Raw genomic sequence first — 20,368 nt, 5'->3', positions numbered from 1 at the left:
CATCGTTGACCGGATTACCGGAGACACAGCATTCCGTAGGGATGTTGTGTCTTTTTTTTACCGAATCAAGAACACCAAGGGAGTTGAGAAACAGATCGTGAGTCACGAGCTTGCAGTGAAAATCAGGCCCTTGCCGGGCAAGACGGTCCGCAGCAGACATAAGCTTTTGCAATACGTTTGGTTCAATCGATATCTGTATTTGATGCTGGCACCGGCGCTGCTCTACTATTTGATTTTTCATTATATTCCCATGTACGGAGCGGTCATTGCCTTTAAGGATTTCAGTATAACGAAGGGCATCCTTGGAAGCAATTGGGCCGGCTTCAAACATTTTGAGTATTTGTTTACACAGGATAAGTTTTGGCAGGTCATTCGTAATACGATCATCATTTCCCTATACCGGCTTACCTTCGGGTTTCCCGCACCGTTTATCGCTGCCCTCCTGTTAAATGAAGTTCGGGCAAAGCTGTTCAAGCAAACGGTTCAAACGGTGATCTACCTGCCGCATTTCATCTCCTGGGTTATTCTGGGGGGAATTTTGATCAATTTGCTGTCTACGGACAACGGAATGGTCAACAACCTCTTGAAGGCAGCCGGGATCGAGCCGATAGGCTTTCTAAGCGATGAATCGTATTTTCGCAGCACGCTCATATTTTCGATGATCTGGAAGGAGTTCGGGTGGAACACCATTATTTATATGGCGGCTCTGGCGGGGATCAACCCCCAGCTTTACGAAGCGGCGGTCATCGATGGGGCGAATCGCTGGCAGCGTCTGATTCATTTGACGATACCGATGATCCGGAGCACGGTTGTACTCGTACTCATTCTACGGCTGGGCGGAATTATGGAGGCCGGTTTCGAGCAAATCTTCGTGCTTTACCATCCCGGCGTGTACAGCGTCTCGGATATTATCGACACCTATGTATACCGCATCGGCTTAACCGAAGGAAGATTCAGCATTGCGGCAGCGGTAGGGTTGTTCAAATCCTTTATCAATTTTGCCCTGCTTGTGCTTGCCAATAAGCTCGCGAGAATGCTGGGAGAACAAGGTGTTTACTGACAAGGAGGTAAGACCATGAACCGCACCAGTGCGGCAGGAAGGTTTTTCGATTCGTTCAACATCGTGTTTCTAGCGATAGTGGCCGTTGTCACGGTCTATCCCTTTTGGGACACCTTGGTCGTATCGGTCATTTCGCTTGAAGAGTATCTTCGTGCCAGCATTCATCTTTATCCCAAGTCGATAACTCTCGAGGCCTATGCCTACCTATTTTCCATGAAGGAGCTGTGGACATCGTACGGGGTGACTCTGTTCGTTACCGTCGTGGGTACGGCACTCAATATGGTTCTGACGGTGATGGCAGCCTATGCTCTGTCCAGGCCTGACTTGAAGGGGCATCGCGTCATCATGTTTCTCCTTGTTTTTACGACGATGTTCAGCGGAGGTATCATCCCGACATACCTTATCGTGAAAAGCCTGGGAATGATGAATTCCGTTTGGGCGTTAATCATTCCAAGTGCATTGAACACGTATAACCTGATCATTATGAGAAATTTTTTCCACTCCATGCCTGACGGTCTGATCGACGCGGCGCGGATTGACGGCTGCAATGATTTAGGAGTTCTTTTCAAAATCGTCATTCCCTTATCCATGCCGGCGATTTCCACCATTACGCTGTTTTATGCGGTCTCCCGTTGGAATGAGTTTTTCAATGCCATCTTTTTCATCAGCGATAAGGATCTTTGGCCGCTTCAGCTGTTCTTGCGGAGCATGCTGTTCGAGAACGAGTCCTCGTACTCCGGCGGTGGAGACAGCTTGTTTCTGCTGGGGCCGTCGATCAAGATGGCTACGGTCATGGCGGCGACGATTCCGGTCATGCTGATCTATCCCTTTTTCCAGAAATATTTCGTGAACGGTGTTTTAATCGGCGGGGTCAAGGAGTAGTTCATTCAAAAATATATAACCCGGTATGGAGGAAGAAACATGAAGAAATCGCAGTTTTCGAAACAGAGAAATCGAATGATCGGCTTAGGAACAGCCGTCTTGGTCATCGCAGCCGGATGCTCGAATCAGAACCAGGCGTCAACGACGACGGCCGGCCCGAATGAGCCGTATGAGCTTGTGTATCTGACGACCGGGGATCAAGGGGCGAAGCCGCTGGTACCTAATGACCGCATCATTGCGGAGATTAACAAGAGGCTGAACATCAAGCTGACGGTCAAAATCGTACCGGAATTTTCATATGACAAAATCAACGTAGCGATTGCCAGCGGCGATCTTCCGGATGTCGTAACCACCCAGTACCCTTCGGCCTCGGTATCCCAGTGGATCAAGGAAGGCATTCTTCTTCCTCTGAACGACTACCTGAAGGATACGCCGGCGTTGAAAGCCAAGTTGGACAATGGCCTGCAATGGACGGCGGTGGATGGGAAATATTACGGCTATCCGTTCGTCAGCGGAGCGGAGAAATCCAACTACACCGTACAGTTCCGGCAGGATTGGCTCGATAAGCTGGGACTTGCGCATCCCAAAACGTTGGAGGAGTTTCACAGCACGCTGAAGGCCATTGTGGAAAAAGACCCGGACGGAAACGGCAAGGCTGACACCTTCGGTTATATCACCAATAAGCCTAATGCCGGAGACCTGTTGACGGCATTCGATTTTGTTCTGTACGCACATGGTCTGCCCTATGCCGACTATGCTCTGAACGAAAAGGGGGAAGTGATTCCGCGCTTCGAGCATCCGTCCTTCAAAAAAGGAATTCAGGAGCTTAGAAAATGGTACGAGGAGAAGCTGATTGATCCCGAGTTTATCGTTTATGACCGTCCGGCCAAGGAACAGAAGTTTTTCCAAGGCAAAGCCGGCATCATGGACGGACCCTTGTTCAGGCACGTAAGCCGTATTGAAGGCAGCCTACAGCAGGTCAATCCGCAAGGAAAGCTCGGCTATGCGCCGCCTCCTGCCGGACCGGACGGCAAACAAGGAATGGCCACCCGTTCGAAATCAGCCCTTTTTACGGGTGTCACCAAGAAGTCGAAGAATCCGCAAAAGGCGGCCCAATTTATCGATTTCCTGTTATCCAAAGAAGGCCGCAATCTTCTGCAATTAGGAATCGAAGGCGTTCATTACACCAAGCAAGGAGACAAAATCAACTACATTGAGGCGGAACGGGAAAAGGACGGCTTCGCCGGGAACGGCTGGGCTCATCCGCTCGCTTGGGGTAACGTCACCTGGCCGATTGACGAAAATTACTTGCCGCAAACGGAGCCCAGAATTGAGCGCGCATTCGATTCGGTCAAGGTAGCCTCCCAATATTTCGTACCGAATCTGGTAACCAAGAAGACCGAGGCGGAGATTGAATTCGGCAAAGCGGTGAACGAAGTATATAACCAGTACTTTGTAAACCTGCTAAACGGCAAGCTTGACGTTGACAAGGGAATTGCCGAGCTCGGCCAAAAGTGGCGTCAAGCCGGCGGTGACAAGATCCTGAAAGAAATCAGCGACGAATACAAGAAACAAGGCACTAAAAAATAAATAAATTCAGATGAAAAAGGAGAATGCTCTATGACAGAAACCGTTACCAATCACGAACGTCCGCTGCGCATTCCGGATCGAGGACTGAAGGGGGGACCCCGTATTATTCGGCGCCTGCCGGAAGGAGCGGATGAGAAGCCGTACACGCTGTTTCGTGTAAAGCCTTTAGGGCCGCTGATCGGCGCCGAAATTGAAGGCGTTGACCTGCGACAGCCTGTATCGCCGAAGCTTCAACACGAGCTAAACCGAGCTTTGCTGGAATGGAAGGTGATCTTTTTCCGGAATCAGGATATTACAAGTGAACAGCAGAGGGACTTTGCCCGTCTGTGGGGTGAGCTGGAAACCCATCCTTTCCTGCCGCAAGGCAATTCGGAGGATGTCGTGCGGTTCGCCAAAAATGACAAAACAGCGGGCCATGAGAACAATTGGCACTCAGATGTAAGCTGGAGGCTTACGCCTGCCCTTGGTGCGATTCTCCGAGTGAAGGAGGTTCCCCCTTTGGGCGGCGATACTTTGTGGGCGGACATGGCCGCCGCTTATGATAACCTTCCGGACGATGTGAAGCAGCGAATCGACGGCTTAACGGCCATTCATGATTTCACCCACGTCTTCGGAGTCAGGCTGTCCACTGAGGAGTTGGAGCAGCGTCAGGCTGAATTCCCCGCTGCGGAGCATCCGGTCGTTCGTACCCATCCGGAAACGGGCAGAAAGACACTGTACGTCAATCCGAATTTTACGGTACGGATTGTCGGCCTGGAGCCGGAGGATAGCGAATCGCTGCTAGGCTATCTGTTCCGGCATTCTCAGCTGCCGGAATTTCAGGTACGGTTTCACTGGGAGCCTAACTCCATTGCCTTCTGGGACAACAGAGCGACACAGCATTACGCGGCATCGGATTATTTCCCGAACGGCAGGGTAGCGGAACGTGTAGCTATTGTAGGTGACAGACCTTGGTGAACTACTAATAGGGATACCGACGGCCAACAAGTCGTCATCTGCTTTAACGACCAGTCAAGGTTTCGGCTGGTCGTTTTTTTCATTGTTCTCTGAGGCTGTTCATTTATCATGGTAAGTGGATAATCATTTCATAAGATAAAGGTTATCTTCATTTATGGCGGGGGAAATGACTATAAAATATCCATAGCAATCAAAACCGTACATCCCAAATCTGCATTGCTGATTATCTCCGGCGGTTTCATCGATACGCGTTCTGCGAACATGATTATATCCTCCAAGCGTGGGCTGCTTGTAGAATGTGAATGTGGAACCGAGTTAAAGGCAGGGGATGCAAGACGAGCCGCTTTCTCAGACAAATAAGAAAGGCTTGCGCATCCGAATTAAACGAATTCAATGGAGGTCAAAGCAATGAAAAGAAATCAGAGATGGAAAAGTATCGGCGGAATCACATTAGCTTCAATCATGTTCGCAGCGGGCTGCGGAAACGGTGACAAAGCTCCCTCTGCAGTCAAAGAAGGAGGCGCAGCCAACCAACCCGTAAAGATTAGCATGATGGCAGTGCTGCATACACCGGAGGTTCCCTCGGACACGCTGGAGAAGCTTCTTGAACAAAAGACCAATACTCAGCTGGATATTCAGTTCGTACCGAGCGGCGCTTATGATGAGAAGTTTCAAGCCTCGCTTGCGACGGGCACATTGCCTCAAATTTCGTTTCTTGGCAACCAGGCCTCTTTTACCCATGTGAAGGATGCAATAAAAGGTCAGCAATTCTGGGAAATCGGTCCATATTTGAAGGATTATCCGAACCTGAGCAAGCTGAACCCCGATGTATTGAAGAATACCGCCGTTGAGGGTAAGATTTACTCTTTATATCAGGAGGTGCCGCTCACACGGCAAGGGATTATTTATCGGAAGGATGTAGCGGACAAACTCGGCATTACGCCTCCGAAAACAACGGATGACATCTATAACATGCTCAAGAAGTTTAAAGAATCCGGTGTAGCCATTCCATTGGCTGATCGAAACGATCTCATCTACGGCTCCTTCAAAACGTTAAGCTCCTGGTTTGGCACGCCGAATAATTGGGGTATCGTTAATGGGCAGCTGGTACCTGAGTTTATGACCAAAGAGTACGTGGATACGATGAACTTTGTGAAACGTCTTCACAAGGAAGGGCTCATTAACCAGGATTTCCCGGTAACGAGTAAAGCGGATCAGCAGGGTATGATGTACAATGGAAAATCGGCAGTCTACATCGGTTCCATGCCGGATGTTCAAACCATGCAAACCAAGACGCAGCAAGCGAATAAAGAAGCTCAGTATGATGTCGTTAACGGCATTGCGGGACCGAACGGCAAGCCTGGGGTTTGGGCTGTACCGGGCTATGGCACCGTCATTCTGTTCCCTAAGTCCTCTGTGAAGAACGAGGCTGAGTTGAAACACATCCTCGCCTTCTGTGATAAGCTGTTTGATCCCGAAATTGCGAACCTGATGTTTTACGGAGTAGAAGGCACGCACTATAACATGAAGGACGGTAAAGTGCAGCCGGTCACGGATGCCAAGCTTCTAGAGAAGGACGTTCAAGGCTATATGGGATTAACTCTGGCCAGGATTACCAATATTAAACCAAAGGTGTACAGCTTGCCGGTTGCGGAGAAGGCGGACCAGCTTACATCGGAGGCTACGAAGTTTGCCATTAACGATCCGACCGCACCTTTGGAGTCAAAGACATTCATCGAGAAGGGCGCGCAGCTGCAGGAGATCATCAAGGATGCAAGCTACAAATATATGTTGGGCAGTATTGATGAGGCAGGCTTCCAAGCGGCGGTAAAGAAATGGCAGGAGCAAGGCGGAGCAAAAATGATGGAGGAATATAATGCTGCGCTAAAGGCGGTCACAACGAAAAAATAAGCTATAGAAGCAGACGGAGGGGAATTCATTCCTTCTGTCTGCTTTCAATTTTGTTATAATATACTGAAACAACCATCAGCGGAGGTGAAGGTGCTTATGCTTACCCGCGGAACGATAAGGCGAAGGGCCCTCCTCACAGCTGCATGCGTCTTACTTGCCGTCACAGGCTGCTCTTCAAACGGCGGCGGAGAATTAAACGCTGTGAAGGAACAACGTCAAATCCCCAACATCACTATGATGGCCATATTGTATGGAAGCAGCCCTCCGGAAGAGCTCGTGGAGAAGCTGCTGGAGGAGAAGACGAATACGGAACTGGATTTTACATGGGTTCCAGGCAATGTTTACTCGGACCGATTGAATGCCGCTATTGTAACGGGGACGCTGCCTAAGATCGTACAGGTCATGGCAACCGATTTGAAATCAACCTCTGTTGTCAACGCGATTCGTTCCGGGGTATTCTGGGAAATCGCTCCCTACTTACGGGATTATCCAAATCTAATGAAATATTTGAAGCCGGAGCTTCTGCAAAACGGCGCTTACTTCGGCAAAGTGTACGGGCTGTATTGGGAGCTGGAGGTATCACGCCAGGGAATACAATACAGGAAGGATTGGCTTGATAAGCTTGGGCTGCAGGAGCCGCGGACCATCGATGAATTGTACCAAGTCATGACAGCCTTTACTAAGAACGACCCTGACGGGAACGGAAAGCAGGATACCTACGGTCTGGTGGATCGAAACGATTTGATCTATGGCGCATTTAAGAACCTCTCCTCCTATTTCGGTACACCGAACGGGTGGGGGGTGTCGGACGGCAAGCTGATACCGGAGTTCATGACCCAAGAGTATTTGGATACCATGAAATTCATGAGACGCCTTTATGTAGATGGATTGATAAACCCGGATTTCTCCGTGACAAGCAAGTCCCAGCAGGAAGAGATGTTTTATCAAGGTCAAGGGGGAATCATGATCGGCAATTTGTTCGCTCCGACGACGCGAGATAAGTTAAAGAAGTACAATCCGAAAGCAGAGGTGGAGGTGCTGAACCGCATTCGCGGGCCTAAAGGTGATCGGATATGGGCATCGACGGGACTTGGGGGGCTTTATCTCTTTCCTAAATCAAGCGTAAAGAGCGAAACCGAGCTTCGCGAGCTGCTTGCGTTCTTCGATCGTTTGTTGACGGAGGAGGTATATAACCTTGTCACCTATGGTGTGGAGGATCGACATTATAAACGGGCAGGCCAGAGAGCTGTAGAGCTGCATGAAGAGACGAGAGCGTTAAGGGAGAAGGAGCTAAATCCTTATATGAATGTGCTAAGGCCTATCAACTTCCGTTATTGGGAGTGGAAGCAGACCGACGCGTTGCAGGCTAAAGTGGACAGGCTTATCTTGGATAACCAGAGCATAGCTGTGTATGACCCTACGGCGGGGCTCATATCCCCTACTCAGGCGGAAAAGGGCACGGAGCTCCAGAAAATCGTCACTGACGCTACTTACCGTTATATTCTCGGGCTGATCGATGAAGAGGGCTTCCGGAAGGAAGTGGAGAAGTGGCGCAAGCTTGGCGGAGACCGCATGACGGAAGAGCTGACCGGTGAGTATGGCAAATCAGTTTTGAAGATGTAGCTGAGCAAATCATTCTAAAGCACCTGCTCCTCCGAAGAGGGCGGTGCTTTAGGGATCATTCGTTACTTTGCTCCGTACCTAGGGACTCTTTATATTTGCCGGGAGTGATCCCCTCCGTCTTGCGGAAGGAGCGGATGAAATTTTGGGAATTATTATAGCGCAGCCGTTCCGAGATTTCCTTGACGGACATCGTCGTTTCGGCCAGCCACACCTTGGCCATCTGATGCCGGTATTGGGCCAAATAAGCCCCAAAGGGCAGACCCATCTCCTTGCGAAATATCGAATTTAAGTAGTTTGCATTGTAATGCAGACGCTCTGCGCAGGTTTCGATCGATAAATCCGTTTCGAACTCTTCTTGTATCATTACTACCATATGTTTCGTGATCAGCTGGTGTCTCGATTCCGTTCGGTCTTGGATCTGCATCATCAACGGATCTATCAATGTTGTACGGAACCAGCCCTCGGCCTCTTCGGCAGATCTCAGCTCAAACAGCCTGTCAAACATCGAATGATGCTCGTCCCCGGTCGGCTCCGAACGAATCCCCAAGCTCTGCATAAGTCCGAGCAGGTCGATCAAAAGCCGGTTCAGCACAAAAGGATAAGGTGCGGAAAGGTTACTGTTCGGAGGGAAGGCATCTTCTATCAGCAATTGAAGGTTTTCTTTTACGGACTCTTGATCCAATCGCTTAATGGCATCGAACAATTCAGCTTCTATTAAGTGCGGGAAGGAATAGTGAAGGGCGTGATCCTCACCCAGGTCGTCAAAATACGTAACATGCCCTTCATTAAGACGGCTTCCGAAGCTTAACGCTTCCATTCCCTCTTGATACACCCGGTGTGCGTCCTTCCATTCAGCCCCGGGACTGCTAATGCCGATACTAACCTCGAGCCTTAAGTATTCAAGAACTGTCTTGGAAATAAGCGCAGCGAAAGCGCTCAGTTCACTCATGAAAGCTTCCTTCTCCGAATGATCGCTGAAGATCAGTGATACCTGGGTATCTGCTAAAACAATAGGGTGCAGTCTTTTCTCTGACGGGATAAGCTCTCCTACAATATTGTTGATGGCAAACAGGAGGAGATCGTGGTCCTTCGCCTCGTAACCCGCCTTCTCCAAGGCGCGGATCCTAACGGCAACAACGGCGAAATAGGACGGAGCCGGTTGTTCCATCCTTAAAGACGTCAGGCTTCTTAAGATTTCCACTTCCTTTAGATGACCTTGCAGCAAGCGAACCATAAACAGTGTTTTGGATTGCTCCATATGCCCGTAAAGCTTGCTTTCCAGCTCCGTTTTGGTGTGCAGCAGCCTCTGCAGCTGATCACCAATGTAGTGAAGCTCCCCCTTAGCTTGCCTGGTTTCATTGGTTTGCTTTGCCAAGAGGTTATACAGGTTCACAATAGGGAGATACAGCTTTTTGGACCATCTCCACGATAAGAAAATAAAGAAGGCTAAGAGCAACAAGCAAAGAGTTACAGTGAACCAGCCAATTTCCCGGGTCTGCTTCAGCAAGTGATTGAGGGGAACGGCTGATACGTAGGTCCAGCCGTTATAGCTGGATTTGCGATACGTGATCGCGTAGTTCACACGGTCTATGGTCACCGTAAGCTGACCTGTAAACGGTTGCCTCGACTGCGATATAATGGCTTGTGCGACTTGAGCTCTGAGCGCGTCGGACAGCTGGCCTTCGCCTGCGAATACCTGATTCGTGTTATCAAGAATCAATACCGATTCGGTGGCGCGGTCAAACGAGAGAGTATCCAGTAGATTGCAGGACGGGACCGTAACAAGGAATAATCCAGTTTGTTCATATGCCGTTAAAGGCAGCTTCTTAACCAAATGAACAGTATTAGCGGCGCATCCAAGCCGGTTGTCGCTTCCACCGGAAATGACCTTCCACTCGGTCGCATTCGATTGCTCGGCTATACGAAGCAGCATAGACGCCCCCGGATACGAGTCCAGCCGATAAAGACCGCTGTTATTAATCACCCAATTGCCCTCACCGCTGTACATTGCTATATCGGTAATTTTGTTGTCCATCGTCTGGAGATGGCTCAACTCTGATTTTATCTCATTATATTTTTCGAATTGGATGGGGGATAAAGGTTCATAGTAGGCTGATTTCAAGGACTGGGAGCTCAAGAAGTGCGTAGCGGAAAGCTCGATTGTCTTCAGCATTTGTTCTATATTGGATTGGATTTGGGCAATGTGCAGCACCTTTTCCCGGCTTACGTTGCTCTCTAGCATTCCTGCCGATTTGAAATATGAAAAGAGACCTAAGGTAATAAGGGGAAGAGAAACTAACGCAAAGCACAGAGCAGCGAGCTTCGCATAATCATTGGAAGAGAACCATAGCTTCATTCGCTGTAATAAGGCAGTACGCATGCCGGCTTGGCCTCCTACTCAAGTTTACTCTGGGTCTATCGATATTATAAATTTCAATGGATTATAAAAGCAACTCATACTTGGCTTATATGATAAACGCGGTGTTCTCCATGGCACATGAGCGGAAGTATTTCATGCTGTAACTAATGAGGATATAATAGGAAGCAACGTAAGATAATTGAAATCGTGATGGGGGGCTGTTTATGAAATACAAGATTAGTGAATTAGCCACTCTGCTTAACGTTACAACAAATACAATTAGAAGATATGAAAAGATGGGCTATATCAGGTCCAAAAGATCTGAAAACAGCAATTATCGATACTACAATGAAGATGACCTATCGACATTTATGAATGTCAGACTATTACGGAAGTATGGTTTTACACATATCGAAATAGGAAATATGAAGAACAGCGATATGGCAGGCTTAATCTCTGAATACGAGAAGCGAATGAAGGAATTTGACGAGCAAATTAGCTATTTAACAAATTTAAGACATAGACTTAAAGATGATTTGGTTCTCATGAAAAAAGCTGATGAAATGAAACAACTATGCTACATAAGGGATTGCAATGCTCTTTCCTATGTACTTTATCAAAGCGGGGATAAAATATTAACGGAACCCCAAAGAATAACAGCCATCCAGGATTATTTATACTCGTCGCCGGAAGTCGTGCAAATGTATCTGATTAGACAAGAAGATGTAGAAAAAGACTGTATCGTTCTAAATGCGGGTTGGGCTATGAAAACGGCCCATTTGGATAGATATCAAATAAAAGAGAATGAATATACGGAAAGATATGAACAACGGAAATCCCTCATTAGTGTCGCTAAATTCCCGGTAAATAAGGAAAGAAACGTAAAAGATGATTTGCTGAAAGAACCTACTAAGTATATGAAGGACCATAACTTGAAAATGAATGGGGACATTATTGGAATTATCATTGCCAATGTGATAGAAGATGGCCAGGAAATGCAGTACGTTTTAATTGGTGTTCCCATAACAGAAGTGTAAACGCTTTATTGACTATGACATCGTGTCAACCTTTATAATAACATTCGCAAGGGACACACAATAAATTGAAGGGAGAACTGACACGTGCTGAAGGAAAAGCCGCAAATTAGCTCTCAAATGAAGTCAAGGAAAGCGATTAGCAAATTACTGACTTTCATCATGCTTTTCACCTTAACCTTTAACAACGTTGGTGTATTTGCCAGTGAAACATCTAACGACCGGAAAATTGACATTTGGGATTTTGGAGGAATCCAAACCTCGGGAGATTTATACAACAATCATATTACAGCGGAAGTTCTTAACAGTAAAACGACGATAAAATCCGGTACGTTTGTAACCACTGCATTTGGAGATGTAATGATAGCCAATCCGGTTACAAGCGATAGGTCATACTATTATGAGTCAGATGGTACTACCGTTGGTGTAAATTCCTACGGGTTCTGGGGAACTCAAAAGCATAGCTATGATGATGGATATAACGCAAACGGAGCTTATTACGCCAATGGTACGGGAGGTACCGGAAGAAGATTTTTGACCGTTGATAATGTTATGGCAGGAGATAAAATTACGGTTTATGGCGGAACAAGCAATGGGGATGAAACCATTCACATGGTTCACGCGGCAATCAGTGTAAGCGGTACAACCGTAACAGTAAAGCCGGATGTTTTACAAGTTCAGGTTAGTACAGCTGCTTTTACTACATCTGCACAAAAGGTTGAATTCACAGCCCAATATTCCGGCTCCTATCAAATTTATGTTACGGCCGGTGCAGGCGGAAAGCCTTATTTCCAAAGAGTCGTTAGAACACCTGGAGTCAAGGTAAGTGGCACGGTGAATGTAAACGGCAGTGATATTTCTCCAGGTTATGCTCTTCATTTTACTAATCAGAAAACAGGCGGTATGACAACCGTAAATGTGAATGCAGACAATACCTTTAACGCTGTACTTGCCGCCGGCTATGATTATATTGCAACGCTTAAAGATATAACCAGTTACAGAATTTCCGATGAAACCAAGGTTGTAAGTACATCCATTTCTGATATATCGGCAGGAAAAAGTGTCAGCTTTGATGTTGTGGCAAACAAGCTGGTCAACATAAGTGGTAATATTAAGGGCTTCGACGGCAGTTATGATGTAAGTAAATTACTAATTAAATTTACTCCTCCAGCAGGAAGCCTCACTTCACCGGTTACAGCTGCAGTAAATACTAATGCTATGACATTTGCAGCTGATGTTCAGGATGGAGTACCGTATACAGCCGTTATTTCAGGTGTCAACGATTATGAAATCGTGGATGGCGGCAGCATTAATGTAAGCGTTGACACCGTTCAAGATATTACCGTTGCTAAAAAGGCAGTACATACTGCGACAGGTTTATTCCAGGGATTATCCTCTACAGCTCAAATTTCAAGTATTACATTTACAAATGTAGATGATGGATACGCTTACGCTGGGACCGTTTCAAACGGAGGATATACGGTAAGTCTCAGAGACGGTGCGTATAGCGTTTCAGCCGTTAGTTCCGAAAATTATAGCACAAGCTCCCACATAGTTATGAATGGGCAGGATACCACAAAGGATATTCTGTTTGTTAACAACACGGCTCCAGAGCCTCTTGCCTGGGTTTCGGATCTGTATGTTGGAGACAGCTCGAAGACGAACAATTTCGGTACTGTAAAAGATGCTCTTGCAGCAGCAGCCCGAATGAACCCGACAGATGAAGCTCATAGAATCACCATTCATATCGCACCGGGTGTATACAGGGCACAGCTTATCATCAAAACTCCCTATATTACACTTGTAAATGCGAATCCAAATCCAACCAGCGATCCGAGCACACAGGTTAAAATTACGTGGTATTACGGAATCGGTTATAAATATTACAGCGCTGGAGCCGATGGTTTCTATAACGCAGAGAATGCATTCGATAAGTATTCCAAAAATATTGTCAGTAAATGGGGAGGAACCGTATATCTCACAAGTACAGCTACCGACTTCAAGGCTCAAAACATAATATTTGAAAATTCCTTCAATAAATACATGACGGATGAGGAAATAGCAGATGGTGTGGAGCTTGCCAATATACCATCCGCAAGTACGATTAATGTAGACAGAAAGGCTTTTACTGATGTTACTTCGAAAACAGCTACAGAAAGAGCCGCAGCAATCATTATCGAGGGAAACCGTGCAGAGTTCGTGAATTGCAGCTTCCTTGGAAGCCAGGACACACTTTACACCGGCGGCAGCGGTACGAATAGCAGTTATTTTAAGAACTCTTTTATAGAAGGTAACACGGACTATATATTTGGCGATGGAAATGTAGTATTTGATAATGTTACATTGAATTTCGCCGGATACAGTGACAAGGCTGTAGGCGGTTATATCACAGCGGCAAGGGATACGGCATCCTATGGATATCTATTTAGGAACAGTGCAGTGACCGCCGGCGGTAAACTTATGCAGGCTTCAGGTTTCTTCGGGAGACCCTGGGGTGCAGGCGCAAGAGTAACCTTTCTAAATACCAAGCTTCAGAGCGGTTCCATCATTGACCCCAGAGGCTGGACGGATATGAGCGGCCCGCCTGAGAATGCTCATTTTGCAGAATACAATACGACTTATAATGATTCTGCAGTAGATACATCCCAAAGAAGAGCACCCGTGTTGACTGATTCACAAGCTGCTGAAATCCATATAACCGATTACTTTGGAGGTTGGACGCCGTCATTTTATACAGCTGACAGTGGTATTGCTCCAACATTTAAGATTGCTCCATTCTTTACAACAGATGATGATATCAATATCCCTTACACCGGAAATACCATTAGCTTAGGTTATGAATTTAGTAATTCTAGTGATAACTTTAACGACAGTTCATTACTTCAATGGTACCGGGTAAGTCCGGATGGTACGGAGACGTTGATCCATGCAACAACAGCGTATATTTCCAAAACCTACAAAATGACAAGCACCGATGTGGGCTATTATATCAAGGCTGTTGTTACACCGGAAACCGTAAACGGTTTAAAGGGCACGCCGATGTCTATTCAGCTTGACAATCTGGTTAGAGCTGGGTCATCGGGCGGCGGGGGAAATGAAATTCCGGATGGCCAGCGTGTAAATATTTATATCGCAGGCGATTCAACGGTTAAGACTTACGGTCCGACATCAGATACCGGAGGCTGGGGGGAATATTTACAGAGCTATTTCAATTCGGATAAAGTGAATATTGTCAACTATGCCAACGGAGGCAGAAGCTCCAGAAGCTTTATCAATGAGGGAAGCCTTAATAAAATTGCTAATACTATTAAAACAGGCGACTATATGCTGATTCAGTTTGGACATAATGATTCGGCAAATCAACAAGGATATCTCTTAGAGAGATTCGTTTCTATGGGAGAACCGGATGCAAATGGCATTTATCCTTCAAATCCGGGCGTGAAACAACCAACTCCGGCAACTCTTGCAGCACAGTACGGCGCAGAATATTATCCATATACAAGCGGTACCTTTAAGTGGTATCTACAGCAGTATATTGATGTAGCAAGAAATGCGGGGGCAACACCTGTTTTAGTTACTCCCGTTGCAAGACAGTATTTTATCGCGGATGGCACAATAAGACCTCATCATGATGCTACGGATGCCACAACAGGAACGATTACAACTTCCAATAATGCTTATGTAAGAGCTGTTGAACAGTTAGGTGAGGAGCAGGGAGTTCAAGTTATTGATATGTTTGAGTTAACCAAAGCTTCCTTTGAGAAGGCATACAAGAATGATCCTGCAGCAAATAATGGAAGCTCCCCTTCAGCAAAGGCCATCATGGTTCCTGCAGATTCAACTCATAATAATAAAATCGGAGGTTTTTATAACGGCGGCTTCATTGCTAAAGAAATAAAAGGCCTTGGATTTAACATCTCTAACTATGTTATCCCACCTGTGAGAGTAGGTGGCGTAGACAGTAAGAATAGCGTACAATTTGAAGTGGATTCACGCAGTAAAGTAAGTGTATTTACCCCTGATGCAGGCGGCGTTTATACAAATCAGCTAAATACGTATTGGACCGGTGAGACGCAGGCCCTTATTGATGGTCTTTCTGCCGCATCGCAGCAGCCCATCATAACTTCAATCGTACAACCTGCAGATAAGACAGTTACACAAGGCGGAACGATTACGCTTCCACAAACGGTAACAGCAGTATACAGTGATGGAACACAAAAGGATGTAGGTGTCACCTGGGATGCGGTTGACACTACAAAGGTGGGAACGATGGACGTTCACGGAACAGTAGATGGCTTTGCCGCAGGAGTTACAATAAAGTTGACCGTTACAGCAAAAGATACTCCTGCTTCAACGATTTGGATAGTCGGGGATTCGACCGTAAGCTCTTTTGCGGATAATTACTATTATCCAAGGTATGGATGGGGTACTCAGATTGGAAATTATCTGGATGGCTCCTTCACCATACAAAATCTTGCCTTGTCAGGAAGAAGCTCCAAGAGCTATACCGTCGATCCGGAGTATCGGACCTTGCTCAGCGGAATGAAAAACGGAGATTATTTACTCATCGGGTTTGGCCATAATGATGAAAAAACAGAAGCGGAAAGGTATACAAATCCGAACGGAACTTATTTGGATCAAGGTTCATTTGCGAATTCATTATATGAAAACTATATCAAACCGGCTCAGGCGGCGGGAACTCAAGTAATACTTACTACTCCTATCGTTAGAAGGACCGACACAGGGGTGTGGAGTCATTCCAATCTTCATATTACAGCAACGACCGGGGATTTTGCAGGCGGAGATTACCCGCAGGCCATTAGGGATTTGGGAACAGCGTTGAATATCCCGGTAGTTGATATGACTGCATTGACCAAAAATTTATATGACCAATTAGGCTCGAGTGAAACTCTATATCTGCATGCATGGACATCATCGAAGCCGTCAAGTGTGGATAATACACACACCAATATCTGGGGCGGTAAATATAATGCATACCTTGTAACAAAGGCAATCAAAGAATTAGGTGTAAGCGGACTTGCAGAGCATGTGATCCATGCCGCAGCGCCAACGAAAGCAGATACGTTAGTTTCAAATCCTAACTACCAAGAACCGCCATATAGCGGTGAATTGCCGCAAAGTACCTTGTGGAGTGATCATGGTATATGGAAAGGGACTGTATTCGGCGATGTTGGCGGTAATCCAAGCACTGCAAATCACACCCTGGAAACAGACAGCAATGGAAACATGCATATTGCAGTGGCAAATAATAAAGGGAAAATAGCCAGCGGTACGGATGGATTTGCCATGTATTATTATAAAGTACCTGCTAACAGTACATTTGCTCTAACAGCAAAAGCTAAAATAAATCGCTTTGATCTCAATGATCAAGTATCCTTTGGTCTGATGGCCAGGGACGAAATGTATATCGATTCTTATATAAACTCGACTATGGGGGATTATGTCGCAGCAGCACCTTTAAAGCTCACAAAGGCAGCAACAGGAGGATACTGGAACGGTTTCGCTAGAAAGAGTGGCGTACTTACCCAAGGTGGAACCGCTGCAAACCCAATTTCTGCAGGAGATACCGTAGATCTTTCTATTACAAGCAATTCAGACGGTTATGCAGTTAAATTTGGAAATGAAGCAGCTATAACCGGAGGGTTTGATTTTAAACTCACAAGCATCGATTCGGATTACGTATACGTAGGTATGTTTGTCGCACGTAACGCGGATATAACCTTTAGCGACATCAAATTGGTTGTTGACGGTGTAGAAGTGACATCCGGAACTACAAATCCGACACCGGATACAACAGCTCCTGTGTGGACCAATGGAACGTTAGTTGCGTCCAATGTAACGAAAACCGGATTGACCTTAACCTGGACAGGTGCATCCGACAATGTCGGAGTGACCGGCTACAAAATTTATACGGTGACAGGCGCTACGTACACGGAAATAGCTTCTCTTGGCAATGTGACCACCTTCAATGTCACCGGTTTGGTTAAGGACACCGAATATACTTATGCGGTGAAAGCTGCGGATGCAGCTGGGAATTGGAGTACCATCGGCCCAACCGTAACGGTAAAAACCGACCACGACAACCGGGATAATAATCCTGGCAGAAATTCTGCCGGCGATGTCCCGGGTAGCAGGAAGGAAGCTCCTAGCCAAAGGCCAACATTACCCGTGAACAAACGGTGATCGTCCTGGCGTTGAAGCTTAACACCATAGAGATTCGAAACCATGCGCAAGTGCCTTAGATAGTAAGGGATCGTTTGGAGCGCAAAATCACAATGTATTTCGTGGAAAATGGCCGGACAGGGTTCATCCTTGTCCGGCTATTTGTCTTTTTTGCTTCGTGATCACCATATGCAAATTATGGGCAAGCGAAAGCCATCCGACCTCATGAATCCTTTCCATAAAGCGCGGTACGGCTTTGGCGAGGGAAAAGTATACAAATACCATAAATTAATAACACAAAGCAAACAAATCGTATAATTTCGTACTGTAAAAAATGAATGCGCTTCCATTACTATGAAGACGGTGGGCTGATTGCTTACGTCCTCGGCATCTGGTGGCAAAGAGGAGATGCCGAAGGCGTGACGGAAGCGGTTTGCCAGTTCTGGCCGGCCATGGGGTTGATTGCCGGTACATAGGATTTTTCCGTGGGAGGTGAATTGTGTACGGTTTATGCGGATATTGTTCCGTGTAAGATTGGAGCCTGAACCAAACCCAAGAAGAGGAGATGAATGAATGAAACGTACAATCGGAATTTGTGTCAAATGGCTGCTTACGGCCATTGTGGCTTTTGCCGGATTTAATGGTCTGAACCCGGCGAAGACGGAAGCCGCGTCCGCCTATTATGTAGCCACTAACGGCAATGATCTCTGGTCTGGCACGCTTGCCGCCCCCAACAGCACCGGCACGGACGGCCCGTTTAAGACCCTTGGTAAAGCGCGCGATGTGATGCGCACCAGCACCATCAAAACCACGTATGTGCGCGGCGGCAGCTACTACATGGCGTCCACGCTCGTTCTGAATGCCAGCGACAATGGCATCAAATTCACGGCATATAACGGGGAGACCCCGGTCTTGAGCGGCGGCCAAGTGGTGACCGGCTTCACTGCAGAGGCAGGGGGTCTATATTCGGCTCCCCTTGCTACGCCCAGCGACTTGGAGCTGACCGTGGACGGCCATCGGCAGCGCGTCGCGGAGAAGAAGCTGTACGATGCGGCCAACCCGTATACGTATGGGCACTATTTTGCGGATGCCAATACGGCCTTGAACAAGGTCGTCTTTAAGGCAGGAGAGGTGACGGCTGGCGATTTTGTTTCCAATCTGCAGGTGGAAACCTACGCTGTGACCCGGATGCAGAACGATCTTCTGCGTGTTGTCTCTATCGACGAAGCGAACCGGACGATGAATCTGGCCAGCAATGCCAAGTACGCCGTCGGGACCAACGGTACGTACCGGCTGTTGAACAACCCGGCTTTCATCGACGAAGCCGGCGAATTCGCCTACCGGGTATCGGACAGCAGGCTCGTCATCAAGCCCGCCAATGCATCGACGCTGTTGTCCAAGGGGGCCGTGGTTCCGAGACGCACAATCCTGTCTTTGGACGGAGCCAATAACGTCACGATCGAGCGGCTGACACTCTCTGACACGCCTTATTCGCTCCCGGCCATTGAGCTGAAGAACGGGGCGAGCTTCAACGGCTTCTACAACAACCGGCTAATCAACGTAGGTATAGGGTTCAAGCTAATCGGATCGAGCGACAATACCATCAACCACAATGAAATCGCCCAAACCGGCAATAGCGGGGTCGAAATCGCCTATGACTCCGACCGTAACGCCATCAATTGGAACTATATCCACCATATCGGCCTTGTCAAGAAGATGGGGGCGGGCATTTGGGGTTATGGCGTCCACAACAACCGGATCAACAACAACCGTATCGAGTATACGGCCCGCTACGGCATCTCAATTAAGCAGTGGGATGCGGCAACCGACAATACCAATAACACGATCGAATATAACAAAGTGCTGCATACGAATCGGGATACGTCGGATACCGGAGCCATTGAGATGCTGGGCAGGGGAGCGGCCAATACCAATTCGAAGATCCAGTACAACTACATTGAGGATACGGGTGGGCTCCGGCCCAATTGGACGACGCCGATCTTCCAGTATCCATATGGCTCGGACGGCATCTATCTGGATGACGAGACGAGCGGCGTGACGGTGCAGGGTAACTTTATCAAGGACCAAAGCCGGGCAGCCGTATTCGTCCATGCGGGGGACAACAATGTAATCCGCAACAATGTGGCCATTATTGGCAATACCATCTGGAAAGGCCTTGGCCACGAGGACGGTAAAGACAAGTTTGTGCGGTTGGAATGGGGAACGAACCAGAGGATTTCTTCCAACAATAGCATTGAGAAAAACATCATTTATTCTAAAACAGCATCATGGCCCAAATATCTGGATTATTTCAACGGCGGCACCTACACGACGGATTATAATAATTTGTACAATGTGCCGAAGGTCAGCGGCAAGGATACGAATTCCGTCATTTCCGATCCGTTATTTGTCAACTACAGCGGAGGGGATTACCGTCTGCAATCCGGCTCTCCTGCTTATCCGCTCGGGTTTGTTGACCTGCCCTGGAGCGCCTGGAACGATACGCAGAACGTTGCGGGCATCCAGCCGTAAACCAAAAGTACGCTATCCACAAACACCGATGATCTTCAGCCGGCAAGGAAACCAGCATAAGAAGCCCCGCATCTGCGGGGCTGTGTAGCTTGCATAGTTGGTACGGTCTGGCTAATCCCTCGGCTCTCTAAGGACAAATGCGGCATATTCATACAGGCCGACCATACAAATCCAACCAGAAGAAACTGTACGGCGTAGTGTACATGAACCATTATATAGGAGAGCGCAGTCCCCGGT

The 20,368-nt window shown here is 47.3% G+C and carries 11 protein-coding genes; 10 read left to right on the top strand and 1 reads right to left on the bottom strand.

The features are described from left to right. Positions 1–97 precede the first annotated feature (97 nt). The 6 genes from QMO62_RS27840 (at position 98) to QMO62_RS27815 (ending at position 8,023) form a co-directional block, all read left to right on the top strand. Positions 98–1,060, top strand: a complete 963-nt coding sequence (locus tag QMO62_RS27840) for an ABC transporter permease (RefSeq protein WP_284645757.1) — start codon at positions 98–100, stop codon at positions 1,058–1,060. 15 nt (positions 1,061–1,075) lie between these two features. Then, positions 1,076–1,942: a carbohydrate ABC transporter permease gene (locus QMO62_RS27835; RefSeq protein WP_284645756.1), complete on the top strand. Its 867-nt coding sequence runs from the start codon at positions 1,076–1,078 to the stop codon at positions 1,940–1,942. A gap of 39 nt (positions 1,943–1,981) precedes the next feature. Continuing rightward, the gene (locus QMO62_RS27830) at positions 1,982–3,532 is read left to right on the top strand and encodes an extracellular solute-binding protein (protein ID WP_284645755.1); all 1,551 of its coding nucleotides are present in this window, start codon (positions 1,982–1,984) and stop codon (positions 3,530–3,532) included. Positions 3,533–3,562: 30 nt separating this feature from the next. Then, positions 3,563–4,489: a TauD/TfdA dioxygenase family protein gene (locus QMO62_RS27825; protein WP_284645754.1), complete on the top strand. Its 927-nt coding sequence runs from the start codon at positions 3,563–3,565 to the stop codon at positions 4,487–4,489. Between the two features lie 408 nt (positions 4,490–4,897). Then, positions 4,898–6,400, top strand: a complete 1,503-nt coding sequence (locus QMO62_RS27820; protein ID WP_284645753.1) for an extracellular solute-binding protein — start codon at positions 4,898–4,900, stop codon at positions 6,398–6,400. A 201-nt stretch (positions 6,401–6,601) separates the two neighbouring features. After that, positions 6,602–8,023, top strand: a complete 1,422-nt coding sequence (locus QMO62_RS27815) for an extracellular solute-binding protein (RefSeq protein ID WP_284645752.1) — start codon at positions 6,602–6,604, stop codon at positions 8,021–8,023. A 55-nt stretch (positions 8,024–8,078) separates the two neighbouring features. Here QMO62_RS27815 and QMO62_RS27810 read toward each other — a convergent pair whose 3' ends face one another. Continuing rightward, entirely contained in the window at positions 8,079–10,403 is a 2,325-nt protein-coding gene (locus QMO62_RS27810; protein ID WP_284645751.1) for an AraC family transcriptional regulator, read from the bottom strand. 203 nt (positions 10,404–10,606) lie between these two features. On the opposite strand from QMO62_RS27810, the gene QMO62_RS27805 reads away from it, so the two are divergent. From QMO62_RS27805 to QMO62_RS27790, 4 genes are all read left to right on the top strand, one after another. Further along, positions 10,607–11,419, top strand: coding sequence for a MerR family transcriptional regulator (locus QMO62_RS27805; RefSeq protein ID WP_284645750.1), 813 nt, complete (start codon positions 10,607–10,609; stop codon positions 11,417–11,419). An 84-nt stretch (positions 11,420–11,503) separates the two neighbouring features. Then, complete coding sequence (locus tag QMO62_RS27800) at positions 11,504–17,620, top strand: pectinesterase family protein (protein WP_284645749.1); 6,117 nt, start codon at positions 11,504–11,506, stop codon at positions 17,618–17,620. Between the two features lie 317 nt (positions 17,621–17,937). After that, complete coding sequence (locus tag QMO62_RS27795; RefSeq protein ID WP_284645748.1) at positions 17,938–18,075, top strand: hypothetical protein; 138 nt, start codon at positions 17,938–17,940, stop codon at positions 18,073–18,075. Positions 18,076–18,172: 97 nt separating this feature from the next. Next, on the top strand, positions 18,173–20,131 hold the full coding sequence (locus QMO62_RS27790; protein WP_284645747.1) for a right-handed parallel beta-helix repeat-containing protein: 1,959 nt from the start codon (positions 18,173–18,175) through the stop codon (positions 20,129–20,131). Positions 20,132–20,368: the final 237 nt, after the last annotated feature.

Origin of the sequence: Paenibacillus silviterrae (genome assembly GCF_030167925.1) — a bacterium.
Lineage (GTDB): Bacteria > Bacillota > Bacilli > Paenibacillales > NBRC-103111 > Paenibacillus_G > Paenibacillus_G silviterrae.
Note: the sequence above shows the minus strand (reverse complement) of the source record. Positions and strands in the feature narration are given on the sequence as shown.

Coding starts and splice junctions, on each gene's coding strand:
- QMO62_RS27835 (WP_284645756.1), top strand. CDS start 1,076: ATGAACCGCACCAGTGCGGCAGGAAGGTTTTTCGATTCGTTCAACATC.
- QMO62_RS27830 (WP_284645755.1), top strand. CDS start 1,982: ATGAAGAAATCGCAGTTTTCGAAACAGAGAAATCGAATGATCGGCTTA.
- QMO62_RS27825 (WP_284645754.1), top strand. CDS start 3,563: ATGACAGAAACCGTTACCAATCACGAACGTCCGCTGCGCATTCCGGAT.
- QMO62_RS27820 (WP_284645753.1), top strand. CDS start 4,898: ATGAAAAGAAATCAGAGATGGAAAAGTATCGGCGGAATCACATTAGCT.
- QMO62_RS27810 (WP_284645751.1), bottom strand. CDS start 10,403: ATGCGTACTGCCTTATTACAGCGAATGAAGCTATGGTTCTCTTCCAAT.
- QMO62_RS27805 (WP_284645750.1), top strand. CDS start 10,607: ATGAAATACAAGATTAGTGAATTAGCCACTCTGCTTAACGTTACAACA.
- QMO62_RS27795 (WP_284645748.1), top strand. CDS start 17,938: ATGCGCTTCCATTACTATGAAGACGGTGGGCTGATTGCTTACGTCCTC.
- QMO62_RS27790 (WP_284645747.1), top strand. CDS start 18,173: ATGAAACGTACAATCGGAATTTGTGTCAAATGGCTGCTTACGGCCATT.